10 protein-coding genes and 2 pseudogenes are annotated in these 12,582 nt (G+C 37.9%); all 12 read right to left on the bottom strand.

Features of this window, described 5'->3' with window-relative positions; all coding sequences use genetic code 11:
* Positions 1-99: 99 nt before the first annotated feature.
* Positions 100-933: an Imm47 family immunity protein gene (gene imm47, locus B5X77_RS02635; protein WP_079504827.1), complete on the bottom strand. Its 834-nt coding sequence runs from the start codon at positions 931-933 to the stop codon at positions 100-102.
* Between the two features lie 146 nt (positions 934-1,079).
* On the bottom strand, positions 1,080-1,754 hold the full coding sequence (locus tag B5X77_RS02630) for an endonuclease V (protein ID WP_079504825.1): 675 nt from the start codon (positions 1,752-1,754) through the stop codon (positions 1,080-1,082).
* Positions 1,755-1,762: 8 nt separating this feature from the next.
* Positions 1,763-2,202: pseudogene (locus B5X77_RS02625) on the bottom strand (toxin-antitoxin system YwqK family antitoxin).
* A 194-nt stretch (positions 2,203-2,396) separates the two neighbouring features.
* Positions 2,397-2,888 (bottom strand): immunity protein YezG family protein, encoded by a 492-nt coding sequence (locus tag B5X77_RS02620; protein WP_079504823.1) that lies wholly within the window; start codon positions 2,886-2,888, stop codon positions 2,397-2,399.
* 6 nt (positions 2,889-2,894) lie between these two features.
* Positions 2,895-4,229: a DNA/RNA non-specific endonuclease gene (locus tag B5X77_RS02615; RefSeq protein ID WP_257391697.1), complete on the bottom strand. Its 1,335-nt coding sequence runs from the start codon at positions 4,227-4,229 to the stop codon at positions 2,895-2,897.
* Positions 4,211-4,987 (bottom strand): enhanced serine sensitivity protein SseB C-terminal domain-containing protein, encoded by a 777-nt coding sequence (locus B5X77_RS02610; RefSeq protein WP_079504821.1) that lies wholly within the window; start codon positions 4,985-4,987, stop codon positions 4,211-4,213. The genes B5X77_RS02615 and B5X77_RS02610 overlap by 19 nt, the downstream gene beginning before the upstream one ends.
* 103 nt (positions 4,988-5,090) lie before the next feature.
* Positions 5,091-5,828, bottom strand: coding sequence for a hypothetical protein (locus B5X77_RS02605; RefSeq protein ID WP_257391696.1), 738 nt, complete (start codon positions 5,826-5,828; stop codon positions 5,091-5,093).
* Positions 5,829-7,224: 1,396 nt separating this feature from the next.
* A complete protein-coding gene (locus B5X77_RS02595; protein ID WP_079504819.1) occupies positions 7,225-7,896 on the bottom strand; it encodes a hypothetical protein in 672 nt (223 codons plus the stop codon).
* A 12-nt stretch (positions 7,897-7,908) separates the two neighbouring features.
* Positions 7,909-9,132, bottom strand: a complete 1,224-nt coding sequence (locus tag B5X77_RS02590; RefSeq protein ID WP_079504817.1) for a YHYH domain-containing protein — start codon at positions 9,130-9,132, stop codon at positions 7,909-7,911.
* A 178-nt stretch (positions 9,133-9,310) separates the two neighbouring features.
* Positions 9,311-11,260 (bottom strand): DUF2075 domain-containing protein, encoded by a 1,950-nt coding sequence (locus tag B5X77_RS02585; RefSeq protein WP_079504815.1) that lies wholly within the window; start codon positions 11,258-11,260, stop codon positions 9,311-9,313.
* Between the two features lie 6 nt (positions 11,261-11,266).
* A pseudogene (locus B5X77_RS02580) lies at positions 11,267-11,566 on the bottom strand (nucleotide pyrophosphohydrolase).
* Between the two features lie 92 nt (positions 11,567-11,658).
* Positions 11,659-12,537 carry a macro domain-containing protein gene (locus B5X77_RS02575; RefSeq protein ID WP_079504813.1) on the bottom strand — a complete coding sequence of 293 codons (879 nt, stop codon included), beginning with the start codon at positions 12,535-12,537 and terminating at the stop codon, positions 11,659-11,661.
* Positions 12,538-12,582 lie beyond the last annotated feature (45 nt).

Below are 12,582 nucleotides of genomic sequence, written 5' to 3'. Positions count from 1 at the left end.
TATCGTTCTCTTTGTATCTATATTTGTTTTATTGCATTCTAAATTACCAGCGGCTAGCTGAAACTTACCAGAATCATACCCTCGTATCCATTCACCCACCTACTCCACCCTCCTAGCCGCCTGCTGAACAGGGTCCCACACCCCGTTATAAGGGGGAGCATACGCCAGATCTAAATCAAGCAGCTCTTCGGTCGTCATGGAATGGAATATGGCTGTCGCTAATACATCGATCCGCTTATCGACGCCCTTTCCCCCAAATGGCACTTTTTTCCCCGTCCAAATAGATAATAATGAAGGAATCAATTCCAGCTTTAACAATTCCCCCTTATTTGCTGCAATCATAACTCTCTGAATTAACTTTTTAGCTAAATCTCCAGGAAACGCTAGATTTTGTTGAAAATAATAACGGTTCGGATCATTATGATCACTAAACTCGAAATAGAATTCACCAATCTCTTCTACGGTAGGTTCTTCCCCGATGTGCTGTTCAAAATCAAGGAAAAAGTCGATAGAATCTTTAATTATACTAGCTGTTTCAATAATATCTTCCCATTCTTCAAGTAATGCCAATAAGTACGGAATTATCTCCAAAGAAAGAGAAGTTGTAGCAGCAGATGCAAAAGTGTTAATTGTTTCTTCAGTACCTTCACTAAGGAATCGAAGGTTATTTGAATCCCTAAAGTCATCATGTGTGGCTATAGACATAAAAACTCTAATGCATAAATTCAAAACAGCTTCATCCTTAGTCTGATTCATCAACTGAATTAATAATGGTTTTTGAGCAAAGTCCCCTATTTTATATAATTCAATTAAGTTAAGTAAAACATCCCTTTCCGTCTTAGCATTTAAAATTATATCTTTGATATCAGATTGGGATAGCCTTGATTTCTCTCCAAACCATATACTATTCATAAGGTTTTCAGTTTCATTCATAAGTACACCTGCTTCCAACCAATGACATTAAAGGAAAACTCTTTTAAAACCAAAGAGAAAGCGGTCTGCTGTTTCAAAGGTGCTTTTTAATATTCAAGATCCTTCCATTTGTCCACTTTTTAGGCAATCAAGGTTCATATTATGGATCACTTGTAATATTTTCTTCTCGCTTCATGTGTGGCTAAATCCGCAAATCTTATAGTAATAGGCAGACGGCTATCTTTCTCTACAAAATGCATTGTAATCTGAGTAGCAGTTTCTATGTCAATCCAATTTCCACATGAAACGAAAATAGGTTTAACATTCACTCTTGTTCTCAATGCTCGTCCATAAACTTCTCTATTTATAATAATATCTGTATACGCCCCTACTACATTTTCTGGTATCGTAAAATCAACATTTTCTATCTTTAAATATGTTTTTGCAACCCCTATGGTAGGCTTCCTTAAGTGGAACGAGGCATGAGATGCAATACCCATGTGACGACTATGCAAATAACCATTACCATCAAACATATATAGGTCTGGGATATTTTTCAATTGCTCAACTGCCTTTAAAATAAAAGGTAGTTCACGAAAAGCCAAATACCCTGTAATATACGGAAATTCAACTTCGCCTACATACTCAACTTGCTCTATAACTTCTTTGGTGTTGTAATCTATAACCACAATACAACACACACAGTAATCGACTTTATTCTCACTCCAATAAGCAAGGTCAACCCCTGCTACTAGAGATAGCTCGCTCATGTGAAATCCATTTGTTAAATGAATGTTAGTCTTTAACTCATTCTGTATAGCATTTAATTTTCCGATATCCATTTGGCTTCCTACTCATATCTTTTTGAATATTTCAAGTCTGATTCACTTGGTTCTTTTTTTTGATCTACTATATTTCCATTTTCATCATACTTTATATACTTCATCTCACGCCCAGCAATACATTCTGACTCATATTTTTTTTATTCTCAAAATATTCAACTTGGTATCCTTGTGCAGCGCCTTGGTCCATATTATTTATTCTTTTTATATTTCCATTAGGGTAGAAAGTAACACTGGCACCATGTTTTACTCCATTTTCGACGAAGAAGTAACTCTCGACATTTCCATTTTCAAATAACTCGTAAGCTAAGCCAGTAAATAATTTTTCTTCACCAGCTTCGGTGTATTCCACAATTCCTTGATCGAATGGTCCTCCAAATCCCAATTCTTCTTCAAAATCCCCGCCATTCTGTAGTACATACTCAATATTTAAAATCTCATTTGACATTTTAGGTACCTCCGATATAAAAAGGAGCATCTTTTCACTGTATTTAAAAAAGAGACAAGCATGATAGCTTATCTCGTGTAATTGTAATCCCCACTAAATTGAATCACTAGAACCGTCTCGCCTGTCTTAGGATCTGGAAAAATAAGTTGTAACCCCAAATATATTTTCAAATGTTGAAGATTTCCACAAATATACTAGTATCTATTAGCTTCCTCATACTCTTTCATTCTTTCAACTAACTCACGGTCTTTTTTATTCTCTGGAACTTTTTTCATATATTTATATTGAAAATATTTTATCCGTGCTGTAGGTCCAAACTCTGTTGCTGACCAGTTTGTATAATCAAAGTAAACTTTCAGTTGTCTTTCTGCGTCCACAATTATATTTATAGAAAACCATGGATCCTGGTCATTTTCAATGAATGTTTCTTGCAATTCAACTGTCAGATCAAATATTTCATCCTCATACTCTTCATATGCGTCTCTATTTACATTATATATTTCAGGAATATAATAACTATACTTATACTCATCATTATCTATAGTATTGAAGAAAAAAAACACTCCCCCATCTCCATTTTGAACCTCACCTTGAAAATAGAATTCTTTCCATTCTGTAGGGATTGAATCACTGATTGTTTGTGTTAAATTTTGATATAACATGTTTAATTTCGTTTCAAAATCCATCTATTGTCAACCTCCAGATTTGTTCTTAATCCTTTTCCTTACTGGTAACTCACCCTCAATCTGATAAGTTACTTTAAATTTATCAGGTCTGAGAGAATTATCTATATAATGGGGCTCTATCGCTACGGAAACTTTCTTTGGGGGAATTTCCTTTAATGCATTCGCCCATTCCATCTCCATTTCATACCACTTTCCGCCTCGTCTATTAATCTGACTATTTTGAGGGACAAGGTTATCAATGTCTCCTGGTCCATTAAATTGAGCAGCAATTAGATGCCCACCATCATCATCTGGGAGTCTATCAATTCCTCCAACAGTTGCCTGGGCATATTTATTTCGCTCCCCTTTTTTTAATATAAGTTCCGGCGCATTTACATACATAATGCGACCAAGCTCATCGGTAGTGTATTTATAGTTAACATCTGTAATATACCTTGTATTGGGTAGTAAGTATTTCTTTCCATTTTTACCCTTTATTATATGATTACCAAAATCGACTTCTTTAACATCCTTAATAATAGTACTCTTACCATTATCCCCAATTCCCACTTTTCCGTCTATCTTATGGAGTACTTCTTGTTTTCCAATACCCACTCCATTGTCCTTTTTTCCACGAGTCACACGTTTTTCAACTGCTGCACCGCTGTCCTTCTTCTCAATAGTCCCCGGCTTAACAATCCGAACTCCCCCAGCTTCCTCCACAACCTTAGCACCTTTAGCCATTTTCACAGCCTTGTCGACGCCTTTGGTGCCGATGATCGCAAGGGCGACTTCTCCTATGGCGCGGCCAAACCACTGTGATCGGCTTTTGGCATCGCCGTTTATGACGTCATTTTTCCAGGAGTCTGATATCGACTTCCAGATACTTTTTGCGGTTTCCACGGGGTGACTTACAGCATAAACGATTCCCTTGGCAGTCTCGATTGGATGGGTGATGGCGTTCCATATTCCTTCAACGGTTGAAAAAACAGCTTCAGCTACCCCTTTGCGAAATCCTGATACAACATCGTTAGCCGTTCCAAACATGTCTTTCATTTTGTCCCAGACCGACTTCTTTTCCGGCTCCTTGAATCGGTCCGCTTTCTTATCGGCTTTCACATACAAATTCATCGATCCATCAACGAATTGATGGATTTTCTTCAGTTTCTTTTCAGCCTCTCTTACCTTTGCAGCTGCTTCATTTAAATTCCCACCTATGTTCCTTCGTGAGACTATCCTGCCATCAACCTGATGCCTGACGGACGAAATCCGGTTTCCAACCCCATCGACCCGGGAGGCTAGATTGACTAACTCCTTGTTGGCAGCCTTCACCTGCTTCACTTTTATATTAATCTTGGACACTCGGTAACCTCCTTCTCAAACATCGTCCGGAATTCTTCCAACGATTCACGGAAATAAAATGGTCTGGTGTCTTCCACAATGGAGCTGGCCAGCGGGATGGCATCATCAAGAATGAATACTTCAACCTGCTGTTCTCCTTGTTGATTTATAGCCTCAAAAACTTCTTGAGTCAGGCCTTCTTCCAAGTCATCCACTTCCAATGCGACTAGAGGAAAAGGACGTCCTGCAGCCGATGGGTTATATATATTTACAAGGTAGGCTTTACTTACAGATGGAAACTTCATTAGGCAAGAACGTACCCTTTTCATTACACTTTCCGGGAGCTCCACTATTTGTTCAGTCAGAATCCTTTCCCTCTCTTCATCACTTAACTGTTCGAAAAAATAATGCAGAATTCTGCCGTCCTTCATCGTTTCCAGTTCTTCACAGATAATTTTTTTACTCAACCCGGTAAAAGGATTCAACACCCATGGGATGTCCGTTCCCGCCATTTCCAAAAGCAGCACTGCAGGGATTTTCACATATGGATACTCTGATTGGATGATCCCATCGAACTTCTCCCAGCTCGTAAAAACTGGTAGGACAAGCTCGCCATCCTCTTCGATGTATTTTAAATTCAGCGTCTCATCATCCGCAACCGACCCAATCACGACCAGTTCAAGTTCAACCAAAGCTATATAAAATTGAAAACGCCTAGAAGGCTCCTCAATAGCCGCAGACAGCAGATCATCAAAAGACTCAATCACCTGATTATTCATAACCACTCCTGAAAATTAGACATAACCAATATATAATTCCACAAATATCCAAATGTTCCTTTTTGTTTTATATGGGTAAAAAGACTCAAAAACACCTGAACGTTTAGCCAACCTGCATATCATGAATCTCCTCAAAATAACGCTCCTGAAACTTCTTGTTCAGAATTCCGGTGAAATAAGCCATTGGATTCTTCAATTCCACCTTCGACTTCAGCTTCCGGACGAGCTGTTTGAAGGAGTCAAGGGACAGCGATAACAGGAGACCCGTGTCTTTTTCATAGTTGTTACGGTAAGCAGCAACCATGCTCATCCGCCAGAATTCTTCAATTGACTTTGCGGTTGGGTAGAAGTATTTTACAAGATTGACGAAATCCACTGGAACCCGGTCACTGACAAATAGATGCTCATCCGGTGCTTGTTCAGCAATGGATTTTAACTCTGTGATTTTGGCTGATTGTTGTTCAGCAGCATTTTCTTCACGTTTATTATTCTTTTTAATGTTAGTTTCAGAAGGAATGATAGTTTTATATTGGTGGCTCAATTGAACGCCATCCGGTAGTTCATTCATCGGGAAACGATTGAATACATACAGGTTGCTAGACTGTGAGCCGTTCTTGCGCGCAGTTTCATATACAGTGAAAATACCAATTCCACTAGCCTTCAGAATCATCCTTTTAAAAGTAGAACGGGAAATTCCCATCTCCCCATACTCCTCATAAATCGCCTTAAGGACCGTCCCGATCTTGGCATTCGCCACCCCAGGAACCTTCGCAGCAAAGCGAGCTAGCCTCTTCAACCCAATCAACTCACCCTTACTGAAAAAACGCTTCTTATCCGCCATCCACATCTCAAAATGATTGTTAAACTCCTTCAATGAACCAAACGTGAATACTCAGCAAAACTCTCAATAACCGCTGATTTAATTGTCATGCTAATGCACCACCCTTTCACCCTTTATATATGGATGAACGGGTGGAAAGGACAGGGGGGAAGCGGTCGATTGTGGCAGTTTTGTGAACAGTTAGATAGGAGACTTTATAAGAAATTTTGCTGCCTTATATAAAAAAATACGATTAGCAACGTGACTACTTATCGTATTTTATGGATTTCTCAATAATTAACCGTGCACGGATACTACAATTAACAATGCCTAGTTGGACTGTCATAAGAATGTACTACTTCTTTCATGTTTTTATCAGCGGTTTTCGCATAAATAACCACTTTTCACCAACTCAAGTATCAAAGAAGCAATATCAAAAAATAAATTTATTACGTTTAGGACTTTGAAAAAAATCTAATCTTCCACATTAATCGAGGAATTAGACTAACAATTGCACCCAATTGTAGAAGATCAATTAATTAATAAAATCCTTTTCGTGGTTTTTAAAGGAATTAAAATCAATAATTTTGATTTTATGGTCTTTGAATAAATCAGGGTGTTTTTCTCCATAATACTTTTCAGCAGATAGACATATGTACTCACACAATTTATCGATATTTACTCAGACTGTTCTATTCTTTAATATTTTCAAGCTATTTTCAGTAGGGGTTACCCAAGATAAACCATTTTTATCTGCTCCACCTATTGCTAATTCAAATTCGTATGAATAATAAAAATTCGCGTCTTCTTCTTCGCCCCATTTCTTTAAATCCGAATTTCCAGCATGTAAGAAAGAACAACGGAGAGAATAACACATCTCTCCCGTAAAATACGGATTTTTTGCCTTAGAGCCATCCTTTATCCAACCTGTATTATCTGCAAAATATTGGTTTACCCAATCATCAAACCATGCTACATATTGTTTTCTTATATTTCGTTCTCCATTTTTTTCTTCAAATCTGGATATTCAATTTGTCCACAAATATCAGGTATAGTTAAAGATAGTGCAAGCGCTGATAAATAACTTTTATTAGTAAGCAAAAGGTTAATATCCTTTATTTTCTCTATCAATTGTATCTCCCCAATATATAAGTCTAATTAATTTTAACTTTAACATAAATATCCAAATAGACAGATAGTGATTACTTTAGGCTTTTTTTATGGCTCTATATATCATGACATACCACTTCTCAATATACTTCCATCTTTAAATCACTTAGCAATTGGAAGAGCATTTGTTTGATTAAACGCAAATACTTTATGAGTTCATCAAAAGTATACCAATACTAAAATGGCATGCGAGGGGATGAAATAAAAAGGACGGTCTAATGCTTACGAAACATTAGACCGTCCACTATTATATCGCTCTACTCGTCGCCTTGTTTAAAATAGTATTTCCAACTCTCTCCATTTGTTGCTGGTCAAACATTTCATCGAATTCCAATTTCCTTTTGCCATATTGGATCCTTAAGCCTCTTTCAAGGAAGCCATCTTTAAACCAGTTGACGTTGATGATTGTCTGATATCTGAACTTATCCATGAAGGTAAGGTTTTTGGTTACAAATAAAACCCTTTTATTTGTTGGTATCAGATATCCTTTTATCTCTTTCTTACTTGATTTATCAAATTCACAAAAAATGAAAGTAAGAGCTTTTTCATTGGTATCAAATACTCTTTGCACGAGATTTAGGAAAAACTGTTCATTGTTCTTAATCTCGTTAACTTCATATTGTGAAGCACAATTAACTCCATTCTCCAACACTTTGGATAGCAAAGCCTCAACTTCTCTTCTTTGAAGCTCTTCCTTCTCTTTACGCTGCCTTTCTTGAGCTTCATATCTTTGTTTGTTTAGCTTCGTCTGTTCTGCTCTTTTCTTTTCCTTCTCAAGCTTTTTTGCTTGCAACTTTTGATCTGCTTCAGTTCTGTACTTTGCAACCTTTTCCTTTACTACATCAGAATCTTGCTTCGCTGCTAAAATCTTTACAAATACATCTTCAACCTTACGACTGACAGTTCGGTAAATTCCCATAGCGGCCTCCCCTTAACCAATCATTTTCTTTGCCACATAGAATCTTCTTCCCAACCATGCAAGTGCTGCTATACCTAATCCCCCAGCAGTTGTCTGTCGACTATCCTCTTTCTCAGCTTCATATTCTTTAAAGCCTTGTTCATAGTAAAATTTATAGACTACTTCGCCCTTTGTATATTCTTCAGGGATTGCCAACTCTGTCCCTCCCTTTCCTTGAGCAAGTGCTGCGTCTCTAATTTTTACTACCTCTTTGTTAGACTCAAAACCTTTTTTATACCAATCTATGAACTTCTCGTTTTTCAAGTCAGGCTTCTTATATTCCAATAGGCTAAAAGCAGCTTCATACCCCTGCTTAACATAAGACTCTTTTAATTCCTTTTGACCCTCTTCGTATCCTTCTTGATATGCTTCACCAAAGTCCTTTTCCTTTGGTGGATTATTCACATCATTTTTTCCATCTTTTAGACCTATAGCAAAGTACTCTTCTTTCTTAGCTTCTATTCGTTCTTTAACAGCTTGATTAAAACCTTCTTCAAACGCTGCCTTTAAGTGAGCGTGAGCTGCATATGTTTCAGGAATTGAAATTTTATCTTGTTTCTTCCCTAATGAATATCCTTCTTCATTAGCCTTTTTCTTTTCAGTTTCTAACTTTGCTTTTCCTTCTTCATATCCCTTGTCATAACCAGTTTTATAGCCATTCTTGAAAATATCACTTCCACTCGCAGCTGCGTTGTTGCTGGTGTTCCCTTGATACCCATCCTTCTGGCCTTGAGCATATCCTTCCTGCTCACCGTTTTTACCCTCTTGCTGATCTTTCTGGAATTGAACCTGCTCAGGACTATTGTTTATTTTAGTTTTGTCATAGCCACTTGGGGCTTCACACGGTATCCCATCATCAACAGCATTTCCCCAACCATCCAATCTTTCTGGATCATATGTAGCGGAGTATCCTTTTGAATTCCAGTATTCAACCACTTCATCATAGGTTGCAAAATCAGAACAATCCTTATCGTTTCTGGTTGCTGCAGGAGCAGTCCCTGAAGAGCTACCAGAAGAACTCCCTTCAGAAGCTCCTCCTCCATTATGATTATGGTATCCAGTGCAAAGTCCCTTCGCTTTAGATTTCTCACTACAATTATGACCGCCACTAGAGTCCGTTCTACCTGAGTGTGCAAAAGAAATAGTCCCAAATACAAAAGTAAATAACAACGTTAAGATGGCGATTTTCTTATACATGTTTCTCCCCCTCAAAAATAACTAAGGCGCTATTTTTATGTTGCCTATGCTGTTTTTCAAGTTTTATATTAAGGCAAATTCCACATATTTACAATACACTTTTGGACTATCTCCTATTTTTTCTCAACAAAAAAACTCAGTCGTTTTCAAACTGAGTTTCTAGCTAATTGTTTCTTTTTTATTTATACTTAGTCTTATCTTCTGCTACCCTCGGCATCTCCCTAAAAAACTCATTAGCCTCATAACTCTGCTGAATGTCCTTAACCCGTTCGATAAAATAATCCTCTAAATACTTATCCGTACAATAAACAAAGCACCCCTTTTGTCCGCGCGTCATCAATGTACGATAAGTATTCCGGATAATCTCATCAGCAAGCTGCTTAGCTTCTTCAGGTTTTTCCTTCAGCATTTTTTTCAAGCCTTTTAATGAGTTGTCAGTTTTAGCGCGTTTGGTATAATCGGTGATTACTTCTCCATCCTTATATACCAGGTCATCACCAATAATGACACCAACATAGTCAAACTCAAGTCCTTGGCAGGTGTGAATACAGCCAATTTCATTTACTGAGCTTTCGTCAATCGCCCATGTTGCGGAGTTATCGAGATTCCAGCTCATACTAAACTTGTGCTCTGGTAGCTCAATATCGTGAAAATTGGTATTGGACTTTCCTTCCTTGATCCAGTTCCAACAGTAGCCAGCCACCATGCGCGACTTGTTGTTCTTTTTATTCAGCCTTTCAATTTCCTGACGCATTTCGTTGGGATCCTTAAAGATGCGGAAATCATAATTTGTACCGATATAATTCGAGTTAGCTGTCTCCCGAATCTGCAGCACGTCGTCAATCCAGCTCAGATAACCATCAGAGCCATTGCAGCGAAACTGTGATTCCAGCTTGACCGTTGACACCCATGCACCAAATTCTCTAGCAAACTTCTTAACCATGCCGATACTTCCGATATCCTTCAGAGTGACCCGCTGTCGCTCATCGATAAAAAAGACTGCCAGCTTTGAAGCATTGATAATTTCCTTGACTTGATTTTCACCAAGATTGCTGAAAAGACCGGACTTCTCATTTAGTCGATGGGCTTCATCAACAACGAGAACATCAAATTCATTTGCAGGTGCATTGATATAGCTGCCAGATCCAACAAACAAGTTATCAATATGGCCTTTGCGAAAATTCTGCTTAAGCTTAGTCGCATAAATGTTTCTCGGTGCTGCATTTTTAGTGACATATTGAGAGACTAAACTGCGATTCGTAGCCTCTACCAATAAGTTAATCGCCAATACAGACTTCCCAGTACCCGGGCCACCCTCAACGACTAATACCTGCTTAGTGTTTGTCCGTACTGCTTCACTTGCCAGTTGCAACGCTGTCTCATAAACCACTTTCTGGTCATCGATCATGACAAACTCCCTATTACCCTGAAGCATGCTGTTCAATGAATCCTGCAGTGATTTGGACGGCCGAATTCTCCCTTTATCAATCGTATATAAGATCTCTTTATTATCACCGTGTTTGATATATCTTTTGATAAAATCGCGCAACTTACCGGAATCACCTTTTACAAAAACCGGTGCTTCCTCTATATAATAATCATATACAGGATCAGTCAACGGATCCTGCTCACCCTGGTTTATGTAACTATGAAGGTATGCACATGGATAAAGTTGAATTTCCTCTTTTTGCGCATTCTCATTATAATCCTTGATCAACGCTGCATATGACCAAGCCTGGTATGAGGGATGAGTCGTCTCATGCACTCCCCTGTTGATGACCGTTTTAACAATAGCCTCTTTGCCCTCAATCTTTTCAACAGTTTCCCACTGCTTCAACTCAACAATGACAATCGATTGCCTGGCATCCTGGTCAGAACCAGAGATAAGGAAATCCACCCGCTTCGAGGTGTGAGGAATCTTGAACTCAATCGCAACACCGGCATCCAAAGGAATCTCGCTGTCACTCAACACCCTGTGCATATACTGCATTGAATTGTGCCAAGACCGAACCTCCCGCTCATTAATCCGGCCAATCTTAGCGTTATAATTGCTGACAATATTGTTCACCAACTCATCATCAAAAACATCCCTCAAGAACTCATCCTTCGTCGCCTCATATACAATCAACTACCCTCACCCCTTCTGCACGGGATACTTAAGCGCATTCTTCTTCATCTTCCCCAAAACTTCCGATTCCAGATCAATATCCAATTTATCCGCCAACTGAACAAGATAAATCAAAATATCAGCCATTTCCTCTTTTATGTTTTGCTTCGAATCATTGACAGCTTCTTCGCTGCTCTTCCATTGGAAGTTCTCCAGCAGTTCGTTTGCTTCTAGAGAAATCGATATGGCTAGGTCTTATTCGTTGTGGTATGGTTTCCAGTTGCGTTCGTCGCGGAAGTTTAGGATGGTTTGACTGATTTTGTTCATAATTATTTACTCCGAATTAACAAAATTCTACAAATCTATTCTCCCTTTAATTTAGCAGGGAATTTAGCTAATTAATTTTATGAAATCCCAAATTAAGCATCAAACTTATCAGCTAAGGATAAATACGTTTCTATCTCATCAAGATTGTACATATTCTGCAAATATGTCCTTGGTAAGATTGTAAGGGTTAAACTGTTTGTATATTTTCGGTGTTTTATACTAGACAAAAACGTACTCACTATTAGCGAAATGATTTTTAATCTATTTTGCGTTAATCGTTGCCGTCCACTTCCTAAAATTGGGATAATTAAAGGTTTTGTATCACCTTGTTGACCTATATACTCCCACAATAAATTTAGAGCAGTTTTCAAATGGTCAAAGTTCGGCTCTCCTCTTCCATGCTCATTTAAATCAGTAGAAGCTAATAAATATGCTACTCTTCCGCCAGGCCCAGGTATTGGAATTTGGGCAACAGTTCCTATTGGATACTTGTAAACTTGCTTACCCCTAATTTTGAAATTCTCTTTTGGCTCGCTTCGAAGAGCATTTGAAATCACTTCATCAAATAGTTGGGAATCTGAAAAAAAAAGATCTCTAAGCTGGACTATCAATGCACCTTCATCTATATAGTCATGTTGAAAAGCACTATTAGAAGGAATGATTAGGGAACCATTCTTCATCTCAAATATATTATTCACATCCACTTGTAATGTAATATCCTTATCTGACAAATGTACCGACCGTAATAACCTAGGCCTACTTATCCAAGCCGAAATAAACAATCCCACTAGTAAAACTAGCCAAACATTAGGTTTTAAAGAATCATCATCTTTAATAAAGAAATAACCTAAAAATTCTATAAACGTCCAAATCACTCCAAAGACTGCAGTCCAGTGGATTAAAAAAGTTTTAATATTTAACGAATGTTTCCAAGCATGCAAAGAAAAAAATGTTTTTAATTTAATATACATAAAACTTATTCCCCTCAATACTTATAATTGAATAAGACATTTGTA

The sequence above is a fragment of the Mesobacillus jeotgali genome (assembly GCF_900166585.1).
Classification (GTDB): Bacteria; Bacillota; Bacilli; order Bacillales; family Cytobacillaceae; genus Mesobacillus; species Mesobacillus jeotgali_A.
This window is presented reverse-complemented; position numbering and strand designations above follow the sequence as displayed.